Origin of the sequence: Spongiactinospora sp. TRM90649, assembly GCF_029382225.1 — a bacterium.
Lineage (GTDB): Bacteria > Actinomycetota > Actinomycetes > Streptosporangiales > Streptosporangiaceae > Spongiactinospora.
Map to the genome: position 1 here is coordinate 245,866 of NZ_JARLTC010000011.1, position 18,008 is coordinate 263,873.

Annotated in this window: 21 protein-coding genes; 10 read left to right on the plus strand and 11 right to left on the minus strand. The window is 71.9% G+C overall.

Going from position 1 to position 18,008, the window contains the following annotated elements:
- Positions 1 to 90 precede the first annotated feature (90 nt).
- Positions 91 to 1,653 carry an alkaline phosphatase D family protein gene (locus P3X83_RS16170; RefSeq protein ID WP_277305883.1) on the plus strand — a complete coding sequence of 521 codons (1,563 nt, stop codon included), beginning with the start codon at positions 91 to 93 and terminating at the stop codon, positions 1,651 to 1,653.
- Here P3X83_RS16170 and rocD read toward each other — a convergent pair.
- From rocD to P3X83_RS16195, 5 genes are all read right to left on the minus strand, one after another.
- On the minus strand, positions 1,637 to 2,866 hold the full coding sequence (gene rocD / locus P3X83_RS16175; RefSeq protein WP_277305884.1) for an ornithine--oxo-acid transaminase: 1,230 nt from the start codon (positions 2,864 to 2,866) through the stop codon (positions 1,637 to 1,639). The genes P3X83_RS16170 and rocD overlap by 17 nt on opposite strands.
- A complete protein-coding gene (gene ddaH / locus P3X83_RS16180) occupies positions 2,863 to 3,660 on the minus strand; it encodes a dimethylargininase (RefSeq protein WP_277305913.1) in 798 nt (265 codons plus the stop codon). Before ddaH ends, rocD begins: the two co-directional genes overlap by 4 nt.
- A 135-nt stretch (positions 3,661 to 3,795) precedes the next feature.
- Entirely contained in the window at positions 3,796 to 4,245 is a 450-nt protein-coding gene (locus P3X83_RS16185; protein WP_277305885.1) for an Lrp/AsnC family transcriptional regulator, read from the minus strand.
- Between the two features lie 104 nt (positions 4,246 to 4,349).
- Positions 4,350 to 5,063, minus strand: a complete 714-nt coding sequence (locus P3X83_RS16190; protein WP_277305886.1) for a DUF5941 domain-containing protein — start codon at positions 5,061 to 5,063, stop codon at positions 4,350 to 4,352.
- Complete coding sequence (locus P3X83_RS16195; protein WP_277305887.1) at positions 5,060 to 6,643, minus strand: CDP-alcohol phosphatidyltransferase family protein; 1,584 nt, start codon at positions 6,641 to 6,643, stop codon at positions 5,060 to 5,062. Before P3X83_RS16195 ends, P3X83_RS16190 begins: the two co-directional genes overlap by 4 nt.
- A 148-nt stretch (positions 6,644 to 6,791) precedes the next feature.
- Between P3X83_RS16195 and recO the strand changes: the two genes are divergently transcribed.
- Both recO and P3X83_RS16205 read left to right on the plus strand, forming a co-directional pair.
- Positions 6,792 to 7,520, plus strand: a complete 729-nt coding sequence (recO, locus tag P3X83_RS16200; RefSeq protein WP_277305888.1) for a DNA repair protein RecO — start codon at positions 6,792 to 6,794, stop codon at positions 7,518 to 7,520.
- 22 nt (positions 7,521 to 7,542) lie between these two features.
- Entirely contained in the window at positions 7,543 to 8,319 is a 777-nt protein-coding gene (locus tag P3X83_RS16205) for an isoprenyl transferase (RefSeq protein ID WP_277305889.1), read from the plus strand.
- Between the two features lie 103 nt (positions 8,320 to 8,422).
- Here the strand turns inward: P3X83_RS16205 and P3X83_RS16210 are convergent, their stop codons facing one another.
- The 6 genes from P3X83_RS16210 to P3X83_RS16235 form a co-directional block, all read right to left on the minus strand.
- Positions 8,423 to 8,971 (minus strand): CGNR zinc finger domain-containing protein, encoded by a 549-nt coding sequence (locus tag P3X83_RS16210; protein ID WP_277305890.1) that lies wholly within the window; start codon positions 8,969 to 8,971, stop codon positions 8,423 to 8,425.
- A gap of 118 nt (positions 8,972 to 9,089) precedes the next feature.
- Entirely contained in the window at positions 9,090 to 9,479 is a 390-nt protein-coding gene (locus tag P3X83_RS16215; RefSeq protein ID WP_277305891.1) for a transcriptional repressor, read from the minus strand.
- Positions 9,476 to 10,309: a metal ABC transporter permease gene (locus P3X83_RS16220; RefSeq protein WP_277305892.1), complete on the minus strand. Its 834-nt coding sequence runs from the start codon at positions 10,307 to 10,309 to the stop codon at positions 9,476 to 9,478. Before P3X83_RS16220 ends, P3X83_RS16215 begins: the two co-directional genes overlap by 4 nt.
- A 28-nt stretch (positions 10,310 to 10,337) precedes the next feature.
- On the minus strand, positions 10,338 to 11,153 hold the full coding sequence (locus tag P3X83_RS16225; protein WP_277305893.1) for a metal ABC transporter ATP-binding protein: 816 nt from the start codon (positions 11,151 to 11,153) through the stop codon (positions 10,338 to 10,340).
- A 104-nt stretch (positions 11,154 to 11,257) separates the two neighbouring features.
- The gene (locus P3X83_RS16230; protein WP_277305894.1) at positions 11,258 to 12,184 is read right to left on the minus strand and encodes a metal ABC transporter substrate-binding protein; all 927 of its coding nucleotides are present in this window, start codon (positions 12,182 to 12,184) and stop codon (positions 11,258 to 11,260) included.
- A gap of 162 nt (positions 12,185 to 12,346) precedes the next feature.
- Positions 12,347 to 12,796 carry a DUF6703 family protein gene (locus P3X83_RS16235; RefSeq protein ID WP_277305895.1) on the minus strand — a complete coding sequence of 150 codons (450 nt, stop codon included), beginning with the start codon at positions 12,794 to 12,796 and terminating at the stop codon, positions 12,347 to 12,349.
- Between the two features lie 61 nt (positions 12,797 to 12,857).
- Between P3X83_RS16235 and P3X83_RS16240 the strand changes: the two genes are divergently transcribed.
- From P3X83_RS16240 to P3X83_RS16270, 7 genes are all read left to right on the plus strand, one after another.
- A complete protein-coding gene (locus tag P3X83_RS16240) occupies positions 12,858 to 13,160 on the plus strand; it encodes an antibiotic biosynthesis monooxygenase family protein (protein ID WP_277305896.1) in 303 nt (100 codons plus the stop codon).
- Between the two features lie 38 nt (positions 13,161 to 13,198).
- Complete coding sequence (locus P3X83_RS16245) at positions 13,199 to 14,581, plus strand: glycine--tRNA ligase (protein ID WP_277305897.1); 1,383 nt, start codon at positions 13,199 to 13,201, stop codon at positions 14,579 to 14,581.
- A 156-nt stretch (positions 14,582 to 14,737) separates the two neighbouring features.
- Entirely contained in the window at positions 14,738 to 14,914 is a 177-nt protein-coding gene (locus P3X83_RS16250; RefSeq protein ID WP_277305898.1) for a hypothetical protein, read from the plus strand.
- The gene (locus P3X83_RS16255) at positions 14,911 to 15,906 is read left to right on the plus strand and encodes a MoxR family ATPase (RefSeq protein WP_277305899.1); all 996 of its coding nucleotides are present in this window, start codon (positions 14,911 to 14,913) and stop codon (positions 15,904 to 15,906) included. The genes P3X83_RS16250 and P3X83_RS16255 overlap by 4 nt, the downstream gene beginning before the upstream one ends.
- A complete protein-coding gene (locus P3X83_RS16260; RefSeq protein WP_277305900.1) occupies positions 15,906 to 16,844 on the plus strand; it encodes a DUF58 domain-containing protein in 939 nt (312 codons plus the stop codon). Before P3X83_RS16255 ends, P3X83_RS16260 begins: the two co-directional genes overlap by 1 nt.
- Complete coding sequence (locus tag P3X83_RS16265) at positions 16,841 to 17,788, plus strand: VWA domain-containing protein (protein WP_277305901.1); 948 nt, start codon at positions 16,841 to 16,843, stop codon at positions 17,786 to 17,788. Before P3X83_RS16260 ends, P3X83_RS16265 begins: the two co-directional genes overlap by 4 nt.
- Before the next feature lie 21 nt (positions 17,789 to 17,809).
- Positions 17,810 to 18,008 (plus strand): hypothetical protein (locus P3X83_RS16270; RefSeq protein ID WP_277305902.1); only part of this gene is annotated, 199 nt, incomplete at its 3' end.

Consider the following 18,008-nt stretch of genomic DNA (forward strand, 5'->3'; position numbering starts at 1 on the left):
GATCGTGACCAGCGGAACGTGCCAATGTGGCAGGCTTCGACAGAGGAATGTGCCGTTGTGTGGTAACAGTGTCGCAACAGGGGGAATGCGGTGACCGAGCTGCTGGTCGGGCCGATGCTCCGATACGTGGACACCACCAGCGCGAGCGTCTGGGTGGAGACGGCGGCCCCCGGCCGCGTCGCGGTGGAGGCCGGCGGGGTGCGGGTGGAGAGCGCCACCTTCACCGTGCACGGTCACCACTTCGCGCTCTGCGACCTGGTGTGGCCCGAGCCGCCGGAGGGCGGCGTGCCGTACACGGTGGAGGTGGACGGCGAGCGGGTCTGGCCCCCGGAGGGCGGGCCGCCCAGCCGGATCCGGCTGCTCCCGGCGTCCGGCCCGCGCGAGGTGCTCTTCGGTTCGTGCCGCACCAGCGTGCCGCACGACGCCGCGCACAACCTCTCCCACGGAGTGGACATGCTGCGCGAGTACGGCAGGCGCCTGCGCGACGCCCCCGACGCCGAATGGCCCGGCCTGCTGCTCCTCCTCGGCGACCAGGTCTACGCCGACGCCCCCGGCGGCGCCGTGCTCGACGCCATCCGCGCCCGCAGGGGCGGCGAGGAGCCGGTGGACGAGATCGCCGACTTCGAGGAGTACGCCGAGCTATACCGCCAGGCGTGGTCCGAGCCGGAGATCCGGTGGCTGCTGGCCACTCTCCCGACTGCGATGATCTTCGACGACCACGACCTGCGCGACGACTGGAACACCTCCGCCGCCTGGCGCGAGCGGATGAGCGAGCTGCCCTGGTGGCGGCGCAGGCTGGTGGCCGGGCTCGGGGCCTACTGGGTGTACCAGCACCTGGGCAACCTGTCGCCGGGGGAGCGGGCCGCCGACCCGCTGCTGAACGAGCTGCGCGGGCACGAGGGCGACGGCGGCGCGCTGCTGGACGCCTTCGCCGAACGCGCCGACCGGGAGCCGGACGCCACCCGCTGGAGCTATGCCCGCGACCTCGGCGACACCCGCCTGATCATGCTCGACACCCGCTGCGCCCGGCGGCTCACCCCCGGCGACCGCCGGATGATCGACGATGTGGAGTGGGCCTGGTTCGCCGGGCAGATGGACGCCGACGCCCGGCACATCGTGATCGGGTCGTCCATCCCGGTCCTGCTGCCGTCGGGGATCCACCACGCGGAGAGCTGGAACGAGGCGCTGTGCGACGGCGCGTGGGGGCCGCGCGTGGCCCGCTGGTCCGAGCGGCTGCGGCAGGCGGTGGACCTGGAGCACTGGGCCGCCTTCCGCCGTTCGTTCGCGGGCGTCTGCCGCTCGATGGCCGCCGCCCGGGGCACGGTGATCGTGCTGTCCGGCGACGTGCACTACTCGTACCTGGCCAAGGCACGCGGGCTGCCGATCTACCAGCTCGTCTGTTCGCCGATCCGCAACCCGCTCAGTCCGGTGCTGCGGCTGGCCAACGTGGTCGCCTCGGTCTGGCTCGCCGGTCTGGTGGGCGGGCTGCTGGCCCGGCTGGCGGGGGTGCCGCGCCCGCCGTTCCGGTGGCGGTTACGCGAGGGGCCGTGGTTCTCCAACGCGGTGGCCACGCTCACCCTCGGCGAGGTGGCCACCGTGCGCTGGGACGGCCCAGGCCGGACCGCGCGCCTGTCGCCTAACGAAGATCGCTGAGTGCCTCTGCCAGCCGGTCCACCGCCCACATCAGGTCCTCCTCGGAGATCACCAGCGGCGGCCCGAGCCGTACCGTGCTGCCGTGGGTGTCCTTGACCAGCACGCCGCGCTCCAGCAGCGCCTCGCTGACCTGCCGTCCGGTGCCCAGCGACGGATCGATGTCGATGCCCGCCCACAGCCCCCGCCCGCGCACCGCCAGCAGGCCGTGGCCGACCAGCCCGCGCAGCCGCCCGTGCAGCAGCGCACCCAGCTCGCGCGCCCGCGTCTGGTACTCCCCGGTGCTCAGCAGCTCGACCACGGCGATGCCGACCGCGCAGGCCAGCGGGTTGCCGCCGAAGGTCGAGCCGTGCTGGCCCGGCCGGATCACGCCGAGCACCGCCGCGTCGGCCGCGACCGCCGAGACCGGGACCACGCCGCCGCCGAGCGCCTTGCCCAGCACGTACATGTCCGGGACGACGCCCTCGTGGTCGCAGGCGAAGGTGTCGCCGGTGCGCCCGAGGCCGGACTGGATCTCGTCGGCGATCATGAGCACCCGGTTCTCGGCGCAGATCTCGCGAACCTGGGTCAGGTAGCCGTCCGGCGGCACCAGCACGCCGGCCTCGCCCTGGACGGGCTCGATCAGCACGGCCACGGTGGTGTCGTCGATGGCGTCTCTGATCGCGTCGGCGGAGCCGTACTTGACCACGCGGAAGCCCGGTGCGAACGGGCCGAAGCCGTTGCGGGCGTCGGGGTCGGTGGAGAAGCCGACGATGGTGGTGGTGCGGCCGTGGAAGTTGTTCTCGGCCACGATGATCGTGGCCATGCCGTCCGGCACGCCCTTGACCTCGTAGCCCCACTTGCGGGCCACCTTGATCGCGGTCTCCACGGCCTCGGCGCCGGTGTTCATCGGCAGGATCATGTCCTTGCCGGTGAGGTCGCCGAGCGCGGCGCAGAAGTCGGCGAAGCGGTCGTGGACGAACGCCCGGCTGGTCAGCGTGAGCCGGTCGAGCTGCGCGCGGGCGGCGGCCAGGATCACCGGGTTGCCGTGGCCGAAGTTCAGGGAGGAGTAGCCGGCCAGGCAGTCCAGGTAGCGCCTGCCCTCGACGTCGGTGACCCAGGCGCCCTCGGCCTGGTGGATCACGACGGGCAGCGGGTGGTAGTTGTGCGCGCTCCGCCGCTCGCTCTGCTCGACGAGCGCGGCGGTCGTGGGCGATATTCTCGGCGACTGCGTCATTTGCGGATCTCCAGGGTGCAGCACTTGGGGCCGCCGCCCGCCTTGCGCAACTCCGACATCTCCACGGGGATCACTTCGTATCCCCGCCGCTTCAGGTCGAGTTGCAGGTCGGCGGCCGCACAGTTGATGATCACATTCTTCCCGTCGCTGACCGCGTTAAGTCCGAAGGCGGCGGCGTCGGCCGGCGAGGCGACCACGGCGTCGGGGAACATGCGCCGCAGCACCGCCTGGCTGCCTGGCGAGAACGCCTGCGGCAGGTAGGCGATGTCGCGCCCGTCGAGCGTGAACAGGGCGGTGTCGAGGTGGTAGTAGCGCGGATCGATGAGCCGCAGCGTGACGACGGGGCGGCCGAAGAACTCCTGGACCTCCCGGTGCGCCGCCACGTCGGTGCGGAAGCCGGTGCCGGCCAGCACGAAGTCGTCCAGGACGATCAGGTCGCCCTCGCCCTCGTTGGTGCAGGACGGGACCTTGACGTCGGTGAACCCGTTGTCGATGAACCAGCGCAGGTAGGCGGTGGCCTCGCCGGCGCGCTCGGCGTGGGCGAAGCGGGCGCCGTACACCCGGCCGTCCACGACCAGCGCCCCGTTGGCGGCGAAGACCATGTCGGGCAGGCCGCCGACCGGCTCGATCACGCTGACCGTGTGGCCGAGCTCCTGGTAGGTGGATCGAAGCGCCTCCCACTGGCGCAGGGCCAGGTCGCGGTCGGCGCCCGCCGTGGGATCCATCCACGGATTTATCCGATACTCCACCGCAAAGTAGTCGGGTCGGCACATCAGGTAATGCCGTGCTGGCATGCTCATCAAGATGCTCCATGGGAAGGCGGGACCCGGCCCGGACGCGATCGGCGGGCGGCACCCTCAGCATAGGAACGCGTGTTTGGGCAGGCCAAGCGCGCTGTGTTGCGCGTAGGCGCACATCGGTTGCGTTGTTCAGCCGATCAGCGGCGATCCGTTGACCAGCCTGGTGAGCACCACCGCGCTCTTGGTGCGGACGACGAACGGCTCGGCGGCGATCCGCTCGATGACCTGCTCGACGTGACGCATGTCGGTGGCCCTGATGTGCAGCAGCGCGTCGGCCTCGCCGGTCACCGTGCAGGCGGAGACCACCTCGGGATGGCGTCCGACGGCCATGCCGATCTCGGCGGGCGAGGTCTTGCCCCGGCAGAACAGCTCGACGTACGCCTCGGTTGTCCACCCCAGGGCGCGCGGCTCGACGCGCGCGGAGAAGCCGGTTATCGCGCCGCTGCCGCGCAGCCGATCGACCCGCCGTTTGACCGCCGACGCGGACAATCCGACCCCGTGCCCGATCTCTGCGTAGGTCGCGCGGGCGTCATCGACGAGCGCCTTGATGATGGCGCGATCCAGGCGGTCCAACTCCACAGTGCCTGTCATAGCCGAAAAGGGGGCCGCGTGGGAAACGCGGCCCCCTTGAACTGGGACAGATCACACCAGAGTCGGCTTTTCGGTCGGCCTGTGGGGCCGGGTCAGCCGCGCTCGGCGTCGCCCGTGGTCTGCTCCTGGGCCTCCTCCGGAGACGCCTCCAGGTCGTCGGACTCCGCGCCCTGCGCGGACGCCTTGTCCAGGCGCACCCAGCTCGTCACGCTCTCCACCGCGAACAGCACGCCCAGGTACAGCGTGAGGGCGGCGATCACCCACGTGGCCACACCCAGCGCGGCGCCCACGCCGACCAGGATCAGGCGGACCTCCCAGCCCAGGCCGGCCATGAACAGCCAGTCGGGCGGCCAGATGCTCTGCCGGGTGCGGTACACCGTGTCATAGGTGTGGTAGCCCACCACGTAGATCATCACGAACAGCAGCCACTTGGGCGCCCCGGCCGTGATGCCGACGAGCAGCAGGACCAGGAACTCCCCGCCGCGCACCAGCGGCGGGGCCAGCCAGTCGAACCGGCCCAGGTGGTCGCGCGGGGCCGTCGGGCCGACCAGGGCGACCATCACCAGCACCGGCACCAGCAGCATCGGGCCCGGTTCGAGCAGTCCGGCCGCGCCGATCGCGGCCACCGCGACCAGCGACGCCAGGGCGGCGGGCGCCGGAGGCAGACCTCCCTTCAGCACCCGGCGAAGCGGTCGCAGCAGCGGCCCGTCGTCACGGTAGGCGAGCAGCCGGGCCGTCTGGATCCGGCGGCGCTCCTCGTCGGGGTCGGGCGTTGCGACTTGCGACTGCTGAGGGTGGGTGATCATGCGAGCGACCTAACGAGACGTCCGGTGAGCGTGTAGGCGGCGGCGATGGAGCCCCAGATCACCAGGGTCATGAAGGTGATCCTGGGCTCGAAGAAGGCCGCGGTGATCGCGATGGCGGCGAAGCGCTCGCCGATCGGGAAGACGATCATCTTGCGGGCCCAGTGGACGGCGCGGACGCGCCCCGCCTTGGTCCACATCTTGAGCAGCCCGCGCACCCCGGTCTGGCGGGCCAGCTTGCGCTCCGCGAGCTTCTCGCGCAGCTCGGTGTCGGCGCTGACGCCGAGTTCCAGCGTGGGCAGCAGGGACGGCGGGCGCCGCCTGCTCGCCGCGCCGTAGGAGAAGTCGAGCAGGTGGCGCACCGACTGCACGGACAGGGCGACCAGCGCGAGGGTCCAAACGTCGTCCTGTCCCGACAGCGCGGCGCCGACGGCCAGACCGGCGAAGACGACGTACTCCTTGAAGCGGTCGAAGGTGGCGTCCAGCCAGGCGCCGAGCACTCCGAACTTGCGGGCGTAGCGGGCGACCTGGCCGTCCACGCAGTCGAAGACGAACGCGAAGTAGATCAGGATCGCGCCCGCCACCGCGCCCGTGCGGGTGCCGGTGGCGAAGCACCCGGCCGCCGCCACCCCCAGGAAGATCGAGATCAGCGTCACCTGGTTCGGCGTCAGCCCGCGCCGCGCCGCCCAGCGGGCGATGAAACGGGAGTAGGTGCTGACGAAGTACGTGGTGAAGAAGCCGTCGGCGCCCTTGACCGCGTTGTTCAGCTTGGCACGGTCCTCGTCGAACTCGGCCATCGCGGCGACGGCGTCGTCGGCGGCCTCCTGGGAGGCGACCCGGCGATAGAACAGGTCGCGGCGTCCCCTGATGCCGACCGAGACGCCCCGGCGGACCAGGCACAGCACGAGAAGCTGGATCAGGTCGTCTTCCCGGCCGAGCAGGTGCGCCATCCCGGCGAGGTCGCGGGCCGCCTCGGCCAGCGTCGGGGCGTGCTTGTGGTGCAGGTGCAGTGGGCCGAGCAGGACAGCGTTCGGCCGGGTGACGGCGTGGTAGGCGGAACCGACCGAGATCACCCGGGACTTGCCCACCCGTGCGCGGACCGGCAGCTCCTCGAAGAAGCGGTCGGAGATCTCCGGCTCCGCCTCGTCGATGGGGATCCGCTCGTCGTCGCCCTCGCCACCGTCGCCGTTGAGGTCGCCCTCGCCCTCCCGGAATTCCCGGGGTTCCTTCGCCACCAGGGCCAGCGCGCCGCGTTTCGACTTGGTGATCTGGTAGATCAGCTCGTCGTGGATCAGCGAGTCGGCGGGCAGGATGAGCAGGCTCTCCGTGGTGTCCTCGATCGCGTCCGCGAAGGCGCGGAGGTCGTCGGCCAGGTCGGCCGTCGTGACGAGGGTGCCTGGATAGTCCTGGTGGAAGGCCGCGCGGTCGGCGCGGACGATCGTGACGGGGCGGGGGTCGAGCGCGGCGAGCTGGCCGTGCAGGCGGCCGGTGACCGTGGGGGAACCCGGCAGCCCGGTGAGGAGCGGCCGGTCGGCGGGCGGATTCGGGCCGGGGGATGAACCCAGCAGGACCACGCGGGTCATGACACCCTTTCAGGCAGCGTGCGATGACGGTAAACGATGGCGCGGGAGTGGTCGCCAGACGCCAAAGTCTAGTGACCAATCGGTCAAGGGGGTCCATCCGAGCTTTACCTGTGATTCATCCGCGACGCTCGAACCTACACTGTGGTGCGTGAGTCTTTACCGGGACGAGGGCGTCGTACTGCGCACCCACAAGCTGGGTGAGGCGGATCGCATCGTGACGATCCTCACCCGGCGGACGGGCAAGGTGCGGGCCGTCGCCAAGGGCGTGCGCCGCACCACCTCCAGGTTCGGCGCGCGGCTTGAGCCGTTCACCCACGTCGACGTCCAGTTCCACACCGGGCGCACGCTCGACGTGGTCAACCAGGCCGAGACCCTGAGGCCGTACGGCGAGCGCCTGGCCGCCGATTACCCCCGCTACACCGCCGGCACCGCGATGCTGGAGACGGCCGACAAGCTCACCGTGGCCGAGAAGGAGCCCTCGCTGCGCCACTTCCTGCTGCTGGTCGGCGGGCTGCGCACGTTGGTCGAGGGCACGCACGAGCCCCGGCTGGTGCTCGACGCCTACTTCCTGCGCTCGCTGGCCGTGGCCGGATACGCCCCCGCCCTGGAGACCTGCGCGCGCTGCTCGGCCGGGTCGGTCCGGGCCTTCGCCATCGTGGCCGGGGGCGTCGTGTGCGCGGAGTGCCGCCCGGCGGGCGCCTCGGTCCCGGCGGCGGAGACGATCGCGCTGATGCTCGCGCTGCTGCGCGGCGACTGGGAGGCCGCCGACGCGGCACAGCCCCGTCACCGGACGGAATGCAGCGGGCTGGTCGCCGCATATCTGCAATGGCACCTCGAGCACGGCATACGCTCTCTTCGGCATGTAGAGCGCGTATGACCGGCGCAGAAGGAGCGACAGCGTGAAGGTCCGTCCCCCGTCCCCGCATCAGTCCGGGGCGACACCGCCTCCGATTCCGCGTGACCTGGTCCCCAGGCACGTGGCGATCGTGATGGACGGCAATGGCAGGTGGGCCAAGGCGCGCAATCTGCCGCGTACAGAGGGCCACAAGGCCGGCGAGGCGTCGCTGTTCGACGTGATCGAGGGGGCGCTGGAGCTGGGCGTGCAGTACCTCTCGGCCTACGCCTTCTCCACGGAGAACTGGCGTCGGTCGCCCGACGAGGTGCGCTTCCTGATGGGCTTCAACCGCGACGTGATCCGCCGCCGCCGCGACGAGCTGCACGCGATGGGCGTGCGGGTGCGCTGGGCGGGGCGCCCCGGCAGGCTGTGGAAGAGCGTCATCAGGGAGCTGCAGGACGCCGAGGAGATGACCCGCTCCAACCGCGCGCTCACCCTCCAGTTCTGCGTCAACTACGGCGGCCGGGCCGAGATCCTGGACGCCGTGACCAGGCTGGCCCAGGACATCGCCGAGGGCCGGGTCAGCGCAGGGCGGGTCACCGAGCGCACCTTCCACCGGTACCTCGACGAGCCCGACATCCCCGACGTCGACCTGTTCGTCAGGTCCTCCGGCGAGCAGCGCACCTCCAACTTCCTGCTGTGGCAGTCCGCCTACGCCGAGATGGTGTTCCTCAACCGGCTGTGGCCCGACTTCGACCGCCGCGACCTGTGGGAGGCGTGCGAGATCTACGCCAAGCGCGACCGCAGATACGGCGGAGCGATCCCCAACGAGACCAACTGATCGCCGAGGCGACGAGGTACGGGACGCGGCAGCGGCGGAGGGGCGCGCGCCCCTCGGCCGCCGCGTACAGGGGGCCCCGGCGACGACAGGCCGGAGGCGGGCGTCAGGCCCTTCTGCGGGCCCGGTAGGCGGCCACGTGCATGCGGTTCCCGCAGGTGCGGCTGTCGCAGTAGACCCGCGAGCGGTTGCGGGACTCGTCCACGAAGACGCGATCGCAGTCGGGGGCCGCGCAGGTGCGCAGGCGTTCCCACTCGTCCTCCACCAGCAGGTGCGCCAGCGCGATGCCGCAGTCGGCGGCCAGGTGCTCGGCGACGGCCGCGCCCGGGGCGAAGTAGTGGACGTGCAGCGGATGCCCGTCGTGCTCGGTCAGGCGGGGCGTCATCCGGGTCTCGCCGAGCAGGGTGTTCAGGCGGATCACCGCCGAGCCCTGGTCGGGTGCGGTGAACACCCGGTGGAAGGCGTCACGCAGCGCGCGGACCTGGGCGAGGTCGTCGTCGGTCAGCGCGTCGATGCCGCTCACCTGCCGCCGCCCGACCAGTTCCTTGAGCTGGCCGATGTCGGACAGGGCGTCCTCGCCACCGGTCGCGGGGGAGGTGTTGATCAGATCCACCACGGTGGTGAGCGAGTGCACCATGTCGTGCCCGAATGGCATGGTCGCTCCTTAGGGGCCGGTTCTCGGGTGTCGAGCAGTGTACGACCACGGCCCCTGCTGCGGATAATCCCAGCGTAACCCGGGGGGTCATGTGTTGTCCCCTCGCCGGGCGGGGGGTTCAGCCCGCCTTCAGCCCGGCGGCGCAGGAGGAACAGGTGCCGAAGACCTCGACGGTGTGCGTGATGTCGCTGAACCCGTGCTCCCGGCCGATCGTCTCGGCCCAGCGCTCGACGGCCGGACCGGCCACCTCGACGGTGTGCCCGCAGCGGCGGCACACCAGGTGGTGATGGTGGGTGCCGCTGGCGCACGCCCGGTAGACGGCCTCGCCGTCGTCGGTGCGCAGGACGTCCACCTCGCCGTTGTCGGCGAGCGCCTGCAGCGCGCGGTAGACCGTGGTGAGCCCGATCTTGGCCCCTTCGGCGCGCATCTCGGCATAGATGTCCTGCGCGCTGCGGAAGCCCTCGCTGCGGCGGAGGGTGTCGTGAACGGCGTCGCGGCGGCTCGTCATCTGGTCGACTCCCCGATTCGGTTCCGGCGTATGAATGTACCGACACCGAGGGCGAGCGCGAATCCCGCGAGCGCGAGCAGGACGATCGCCGCCCCGGGCGCCACATCCACATAGTAGGTGTAACCGAGGCCGCCCACCGTCGCCACCACACCGAAGACCATGGCGAGCAGGAGAGTCGCGCGAAAGCCGCGGGTGAGCTGCTGGCTCGCCGCGACCGGGACCACCATCAGGGCGCTGACCAGGAGCAGCCCCACGACGCGCATGGCCACCACCACGGTGAGGGCGGCGGTGACCGCGATCAGCATGCTCAGGAAGCGGACCGGCAGGCCGCTGGCCTTGGCCACCTCCTGGTCCTGGCAGAGCACGAACAGCTCGCGGCCGAACACCAGCACCACGCTGAGCACCCCGAGGGTGAGCACGCCGATCACCCACAGGTCCTCGACACTGACGGTGCTCACCGAGCCGAACAGATAGGACACGAGCGTGGTGTTGCTGGCGTTGTCGGAGAGCCCGATGAGCAGCACGCCGCCCGCGATGCCGCCGTAGAACAGCAGCGCGAGCGCCACGTCGCCGCCGGTCCTGCCACGCTCGCGGACCAGTTCGATGACCACCGCGCCGAGGACCGCCACCACCACGGCGGTGATCGTCGGGGCGGTGCCGGTCAGGAACCCGAGCGCGACGCCGGTCAGCGCCACGTGCCCGATGCCGTCGCCCAGCAGGGCCAGGCGGCGCTGCACGATGAACGTGCCGACGGCGGGGGCGGCCAGGCCGACCAGCAGCGCGGCGATCATCGCGCGTGCCATGAAGTCCGATTGGAACAGCTCGAACACGGTTCTTCTCTCCGTCGGAGGCGGACGTTCAGTCGGCGGGGGCGTCGCCGGCCTGCGCCGATCCCGGGTGCCACCGGAGCGGCCCGGACTCTGCGGGGGCGGCGTGCGGGTGGACGTGGTCGTGGCCGGGCAGCGCGTGCGTGCCGACGGCCGCGGGCGGCGCGCCGTCGTGGACGATGACGCCGTCCTTCAGCACCAGGGCCCGGGTGACCAGCGACTCCATCGGCCCGAGCTCGTGGGCGACCAGCAGCACGGTGCGGCCCTCGGCGATCAGCCGGGACAGCGTCTCGGCCAGGTTGCGCTGGCTGTCGGCGTCGACCCCGGCGGTGGGCTCGTCCATCACGAACACCTCGGGCTCGCCGGCCAGCGCGCGGGCGATCAGCACCCGCTGCTGCTGCCCGCCGGACAGCGCGTGGACCGGGTCGCCCGCCCGGTCGGCCAGGCCGACGGCGTGCAGCGCGCGGTCCACGGCGTCGCGGTCGGCGATGCTGGTGGGCCGCAGCCGCCGCTGGCGCGCGATCCTGCCGGACGCGACCACCTCGCGGATGGTCGAGGGCACGCCGCCGCCCGCCGACAGGCGCTGCGGCACGTAGCCGACGCGGTGCCAGGCGCGGAAGCGGGCGGGGGGCACGCCGTACAGCTCGGTACGGCCCGCGCTCAGCGGGACCAGGCCCAGCAGCGCGCGGATCAGGGTGGACTTGCCGGAGCCGTTGGCGCCGAGCACGGCGACCACCTCTCCGGCGCGGACCTGCACGTCGACGCCGCGCAGCACGGGCCGCCCGTCCAGGCTGACCTGGCCGCCGGTCATGGCGAACACCGTTTCTACACCGGGCTGTCGGGTCATCGATTCATCGGGGCGAGCACCCGGGCGTGTGCCTCGGGAGGGTGGCCACGCCTCCTTCCGGTCACTTCGGGTGAGTGTAGTGGGGGTGTTCCGGAGCGCGGTGATCAAGTGCATCCCAGGGCGCTCCGGAGCGTCGTCAGGTTGGCGCGCATGGCCGAGAGGTAGTCACCGGAGGCGGGCTTGCTCTCCAGCGGGTCGAGCACGGCGGTCTTCGCGCCGACCTCGCTCGCCAGCACCTCGGCGACCTTCGGGCTGACCAGCGCCTCGGTGAAGATCGTGGTCACCTTCTCCTGCCTGGCCAGCCGTGAGACCTCGGCGAGGCGGGCGGGGGAGGGCTCGGAGTCGGGGTCGATGCCGCTGATGCCGATCTGTTCCAGGCCGTAGCGGCCGGTCAGGTAGCCGAACGCCGCATGGCTGGTGACCACGGCGCGGGCGGAGCAGGTGCCGAGGCCCTTGCGCAGCTCGCCGTCCAGGGTGGTCAGCTCGGCCGACACGGCGGCGGCGCGGTCCTTGTACGCCTTGGCGTGCGGGGGGTCGGCGGCGGCGAGGCGCTCGCCGAGCCGGGTCGCGACGGTGGCGAACCGGCTCGGGTCCAGCCACAGGTGTGGGTCGTAGGCGACGGCCTCGTCCTCGTGGTCATGGGCCTCCATCGCGGTGGGGGCGTGCCCGGCCTGTCCGGCCTCGTCCTCGTGGGCGTGCGCGTCTCCGCTCGCGGGGAGGGTCTGGACGGCCGTCGCCACGTCGAACGCCGTCTTCGGCGCGTTGTGCTCGACGGCCTCGTCCAGCGCGGGCTGCACGCCCTTGATGTAGACGGTGAGATCGGCCCGGCCCAGGGTCGCCGCCTGGCGCGGGGTCAGTTCCAGGTCATGCGGCTCGACGCCCGGCTTGGTCAGCGTCACGACCGTGGCGTCCGGCCCGGCGACGCGCTCGCTGAGCCATTGCAGCGGATAGAAGGCGGCGATCACCTGTGGCTTGCCGTCGCCGCCCGCGCCCTCGGCCTGCCCCTGGCCGCAGGCGGTGCAGGTGAGCAAGAGGACACCTCCGGCGATGAGACCGATGCTTCGGCCCCTTGGACCGGAAAAGTAGGACATCACATCACAAGTATGACGTGAAATGAAAACGGTTGTCAAAACCATCAAGATCGGGCGATCTCTGACGACCGTGCGCAGGAAGAAACCGCTGGTGAAGGCCGGTCAGAAGAGCCCGAACCGGTCGGCCGTCAGCAGTAGCAGGAAGGTCACCAAGATCACCCGGATCAGCCGCCCGCCCACCCGGAGTGATGGCCACGACATATACCCCAGCCACGCGACGAAGCCGAGGACGGGCAGTACCGCCAGGCCCCCGCGCCAGTCCGGCACCGTGAACCCCACCAGCAGCAGGGCCACCATGATCAGCGGCACCACCCACCGGGGGAACTGGAACAGATAGACCAGCGGGGCCGCGCTGCGTTCCTCGATCGCCTTGCGCACACCGGTCGCGCCCGGCGTGAAGAACTGGTCGCCCGCCGGCAGCGGGCGGCGCGGCCGTTTGCGACCGTTGCCGCCGCCCCCCGGGCCGGACGCCCCGGGGCGCCCCGAGGGCTTGGCGAGAGGATGGGAGGGCACGCGGCGGCCCTCGGAACCGGGATCACGCTGTTCTGCCACGCGCCGAGCCTATCCCCGGGCATCGCGATGGGGGGCCCGGCGCCTCTGGCATGCTGGGCGGATGCTTGCGATCATCCGTTACGAGGTGCCCGCCGCACGGGCCGAGGAGTTCGCCGGGCAGGCCCGTGAGATCCTCGACGTCCTCGCGAGTCAGCCGGGCTATGTGCGCGGGCGGCTGGGCCGCTCGGTGGACGAGCCCGGGCTGTGGGCGCTGGTCTGCGAATGGGAAGGCGCCGGGTTCTACCGGCGGGCACTGTCGGCGGCGCGAATGACCATGTACCCGCTGATGACGCTCATGCTGAACGAACCCAGCGCCTTCGAGGACGTGGAGCCTCCGGTGTCCCCTAAGCTGGGATCCCACTGAATTCCTCGCCGACCTCCAGCCGGATGGAGACTTACCCAATGGCACGACGTACCGACGTCATGGACACCATCGTCAGCCTCGCCAAGCGTCGCGGGCTCGTATACCCGTCGAGCGAGATCTACGGGGGTCTGCGTGCGTCGTGGGACTACGGACCGCTCGGTGTCGAGCTGAAGAACAACGTCAAGCGGCAGTGGTGGAAGGCCATGGTGCAGGGCCGCGACGACGTCGTCGGCCTCGACTCCTGTGTGATCCTGGCGCGTGAGGTCTGGGAGGCCAGCGGCCACGTCGAGACCTTCACCGACCCGCTGACCGAGTGCCAGTCGTGCCACAAGCGCTTCCGGGCCGACCACCTGGAGGAGGCCTACGTCGCCAAGCACGGCCGTCCGCCCGCCGGTCTGTCCGAGATCACCTGCCCCAACTGTGGCAACAAGGGCGCCTTCACCGAGCCCCGGCAGTTCAGCGGCCTGCTGAAGACCTACCTCGGCGCGGTCGAGGACGAATCGGGCCTGGCCTACCTGCGCCCCGAGACCGCGCAGGGCATCTTCATCAACTACCTCAACGTGCAGCAGTCGGCACGCCGCAAGATCCCGTTCGGCATCGGCCAGATCGGCAAGTCGTTCCGCAACGAGATCACCCCCGGCAACTTCATCTTCCGCACGCGCGAGTTCGAGCAGATGGAGATGGAGTTCTTCGTCAAGCCGGGCAGCGACGAGGAGTGGCACCAGTACTGGATCGACGAGCGCTACCGCTGGTACGCCGACCTCGGCCTGAACAAGGACAACCTGCGCCTCTACGAGCACCCGAAGGAGAAGCTGTCCCACTACTCCAAGCGCACCGTGGACATCGAGTACCGCTTCGGGTTCACCGGCGGCGAGTGGGGCGAGCTGGAGGGCATCGCCAACCGCACCGACTTCGACCTCACCGCGCACGGCAAGGCGTCGGGCACCGACCTGTCCTTCTTCGAGCAAGACTCCGGTGAGCGCTACGTCCCCTACGTGATCGAGCCCGCTGCGGGCGTCGACCGTTGCGTGCTGACCTTCCTCATCGACGCCTACGCCGAGGACGAGGCCCCCAACGCCAAGGGCGTCATGGAGAAGCGCACCGTCATGCGCATCGACCACCGGCTGGCCCCGGTCAAGGTCGCGGTGCTGCCGCTGTCCCGCAACGCCGACCTGTCGCCCAAGGCCCGCGACCTGGCCGCGACGCTGCGCCGCCGGTGGAACGTCGAGTTCGACGACGCCGGGGCGATCGGCCGCCGCTACCGCCGCCAGGACGAGATCGGCACGCCGTTCTGCGTCACGGTCGACTTCGACACCCTGGAAGACCACGCGGTCACCATCCGCGAGCGCGACACCATGCGGCAGGAGCGCGTCGCGATCGACCAGGTCGACTCCTACCTGCGTCAGCACCTCAACGACTGACCCGCACCCCGGTCACCCGGCGGCCCGGACGCTTCGGCGTCCGGGCCGTCGTCGTTTTCGGGAACGAGCCTTACGTCGGTTTTCGGGGGTGATTGATGACATGGGTGCCGTACATGAGGTTCACCAACACGCAACCGATGGGATACGGAGCACCCAATGGCACGCACGACACGCTGGAGGTCCGTCGCGGGGGTCCTGGCACTGAGCGGCGGTGCGTACCTCGCGACCGGGAGCGCCGGCCCGCCCGGCCCCGACCCGACCGCCCAGGGTGTTCAACTTCGGCTGGTCGTCGATGAATGCCCCGGCCACGCCGCGGCGGCGGCCAAGCCGTGACCGGCCAGTCGGGCGAGCCCGACCCGAACCGCCTGGAACGCGCCCTGTTCGAGGTCAAGCGGGTGATCGTGGGCCAGGACCACATGGTCGAGCGGCTGTTCGTCGCGGTCCTCGCCCGGGGGCACTGCCTGCTCGAAGGGGTCCCCGGCATCGCCAAGACGCTCGCCGCGGAGACCCTGGCCACCGTGCTCGGCGGATCGTTCGCCCGGGTGCAGTTCACGCCCGACCTGGTGCCCGCCGACATCGTCGGGACCAGGATCTACCGCCCCTCGGCCGAGGGCTTCAGCACCGAACTGGGCCCGATCATGTCCAACGTGGTGCTCGCCGACGAGATCAACCGGGCGCCCGCCAAGGTCCAGTCGGCCCTGCTGGAGGTGATGGCCGAAGGCCAGGTGAGCATCGGCGGGCACAGCCACCCGGTGCCCGCGCCGTTCGTGGTGCTGGCCACCCAGAACCCGATCGAGTCCGAGGGCGTCTACCACCTGCCGGAGGCGCAGCGCGACCGGTTCCTGATGAAGATCGACGTCGGTTACCCGACCGAGTCGGAGGAACTGGCGATCCTCTACCGGATGGGCGTGGAGCCGCCGCGCGCGGCGCGCGTCCTGGACCCGGCCCGGCTCGCCGTCCTGCAGCGGGCCGCCGGGCAGGTGTTCGTGCACCACGCCGTCGCCGAGTACGTCGTCCGGCTCGTCTACGCCACCAGGGAGCCCGAGCGGTTCGGGCTCGCCGACCTGCGCGGCGCGCTCGCCTTCGGGGCGAGCCCCCGGGCCACGCTCGGCCTGGTCGCCGCCGCCCGCGCGATGGCACTGCTGCGCGGCCGGGAGTACGTCCTGCCGGAGGACGTCGGCGACCTGGCGGCCGACGTGATCGCCCACCGCCTGGTGCTGTCCTTCGAGGGGCTCGCCGACGGCGCGCGGCCCCGGCGGCTGGTGGAGCGGATCCTCGCGGCCGTGCCCGCGCCCCGGATCGCCCCGGGGGAGGCGGCGGCCTGATGCGCCACCTGATCGCCGGGGGGCCGCTGCGCCGTCTGGAACTGCACGTCGTGCGGCGGCTGGACGGCCTGCTGCAGGGCGACCACCTCGGGCTGGTCCCCGGGCCGGGCAGCGAGCCGGGGGAGGCCAGGCCGTACCTGGCCGGTGACGACGTGCGGCGCATGGACTGGAACGTCACGGCCCGCCTGACCGAGCCCCACGTGCGCGACCTGATCGCCGACCGCGAGCTGGAGACCTGGGTGCTGCTCGACGCCACCGCCAGCATGGACTTCGGCACCGGGCGGATGGAGAAGCGGGAGCTGGCGCTGGCCGCCGTGGCCGCGATCGGCTTCCTGACCGGGCGCGGCGGCAACCGGATCGGCGCGCACATCCTGTGCGGCGGCGCGGGCGGGTCCCGTGTCGTGCCCGCGCGCGCCGGGCGTGCCCACCTGCTGGCGCTGCTGCACGCCGTGCACACCCTGCCCAGGGCCGCTCCCGCCGAGCGGCCCGAGCCGCTCGGCGGCCACGCCGCACGGCTGGCGGGCGTGCTGCGCAGGCGCGGGCTGGTCGTGGTCGTCTCCGACTTCCTGGACGAACCGGGCACCTGGGAACGGCCGCTGGCCGGGCTCGCCGCCCGGCACCGGCTCCTCGCCGTCGAGGTGCTCGACCCGCGCGAGCTGACCCTGCCGGACGTCGGTGTGCTCACGCTGACCGACCCGGAGACGGGCGGGCGCCGGGAGGTGTCCACCGCCGACCCCCGGCTGCGCGAGCGGTACGCGGCGGCGGCGGGGGAGCAGCGGCGGGCCGTACGGGCGGCGCTGCGCCGCGCCGGGGCGTCGCACCTGAGGCTGCGCACCGACCGCGACTGGGTGACGGACCTGGTCCGCCAGGTGATCGACCAGCGCCGCCTCGCCGCCGCCCAGCGAAGCGGCGCACGACATCGGGGAGGCGCCGGATGAGCTTCCTGTCGCCGCTGTGGCTCTGGCTCCTGGTCCCCGCACTCGCGATCGGGGTCGTCTATGTGGTCATGTTCCTACGGCGCAGCCGCTACGCGGTCCGGTTCACCAACCTGGAGCTGCTGGACAAGGTGGTCCCCCGGCGGCCCGGCTGGCGCAGGCACGTGCCCGCCACGTTGTTCGGGCTCATGCTCGTGTCGCTCATCGTGGGATTCGCCCGGCCCACCGCCGAGGTCCTGGTGCCCAGGGAACGTGCCACGATCATGGTCGCGTTCGACGTGTCCGCCTCGATGCGGGCCACCGACGTGGCCCCCGACCGGTTCACCGCCGCCCGCGACGCCGCCCGCCGCTTCGTACAGGGGCTGCCGCCTCGCTTCAACCTGGGGCTGGTGTCCTTCTCCGCCTCGGCGTCCGTAGCGGTGCCGCCCACCACCGACCGGGCGGCGGTGCTGGCCGCGATCGACCGCCTGACCACCGGGCCGGGCACCGCCATCGGAGAGGCGGTCTTCTCCTCGCTGGCGGCGATCCGCTCGCTCGACGCCCAGGCCGGGGAACGGCCGCCGCCCGCCCACATCGTGCTGTTGTCCGACGGCTCCAGCACCACCGGCAGGCCGGTGGACGCCGCCGCGCGGGAGGCCACCGGCGGCGGCGTGCCGGTCACCACCATCGCCTACGGCACGCCCCAGGGCACCGTGGAACTCGACGGCGAGGCCGTCCCGGTCCCCGTGGACGGCCCCGCGCTCAAGGGCGTCGCCGACTCGACCGGCGGCGGCTTCCACGAGGCCGCGTCAGGCGACGAACTCCAGGACGTCTACGACACCATCGGCACCTCGGTCGGACACCGCGTGGAGCGGCAGGAGATCTGGACCTGGTTCGTGGGCCTCGCCCTGATCGGCGCGGTCCTCGCGGCCGGCACGTCCATGTTCTGGTTCTCCCGGATGATCTGATGGGCCGGAGAGGGGATCCCGATGCGCGACCACCCGGACCTGCTCGGCCTCGGCAGGCCGCGCGGCCCCGACTTCCTGCCGGGCGCGCCGGCGCGGCCCCCGGAGGGCGACCCCTTCCCGCCGCTCCCGCCGCTCCCGCCGCTCCCGCCCGCCGCCGGACCCCCGGCCAGGCCGGTGGGCGCCTGGCGGGTGCTGCTCACCGCCGCTCTGGTCGCCGCCG

Coding starts and splice junctions, on each gene's coding strand:
- P3X83_RS16250 (WP_277305898.1), top strand. CDS start 14,738: ATGGCACGCACGACACGCTGGAGGTCCGTCGCGGGGGTCCTGGCACTG.
- P3X83_RS16210 (WP_277305890.1), bottom strand. CDS start 8,971: ATGCCATTCGGGCACGACATGGTGCACTCGCTCACCACCGTGGTGGAT.
- P3X83_RS16240 (WP_277305896.1), top strand. CDS start 12,858: ATGCTTGCGATCATCCGTTACGAGGTGCCCGCCGCACGGGCCGAGGAG.
- P3X83_RS16215 (WP_277305891.1), bottom strand. CDS start 9,479: ATGACGAGCCGCCGCGACGCCGTTCACGACACCCTCCGCCGCAGCGAG.
- P3X83_RS16265 (WP_277305901.1), top strand. CDS start 16,841: ATGAGCTTCCTGTCGCCGCTGTGGCTCTGGCTCCTGGTCCCCGCACTC.
- ddaH (WP_277305913.1), bottom strand. CDS start 3,660: ATGCCAGCACGGCATTACCTGATGTGCCGACCCGACTACTTTGCGGTG.
- P3X83_RS16190 (WP_277305886.1), bottom strand. CDS start 5,063: ATGATCACCCACCCTCAGCAGTCGCAAGTCGCAACGCCCGACCCCGAC.
- P3X83_RS16245 (WP_277305897.1), top strand. CDS start 13,199: ATGGCACGACGTACCGACGTCATGGACACCATCGTCAGCCTCGCCAAG.
- P3X83_RS16225 (WP_277305893.1), bottom strand. CDS start 11,153: ATGACCCGACAGCCCGGTGTAGAAACGGTGTTCGCCATGACCGGCGGC.
- P3X83_RS16260 (WP_277305900.1), top strand. CDS start 15,906: ATGCGCCACCTGATCGCCGGGGGGCCGCTGCGCCGTCTGGAACTGCAC.
- rocD (WP_277305884.1), bottom strand. CDS start 2,866: ATGACGCAGTCGCCGAGAATATCGCCCACGACCGCCGCGCTCGTCGAG.
- P3X83_RS16195 (WP_277305887.1), bottom strand. CDS start 6,643: ATGACCCGCGTGGTCCTGCTGGGTTCATCCCCCGGCCCGAATCCGCCC.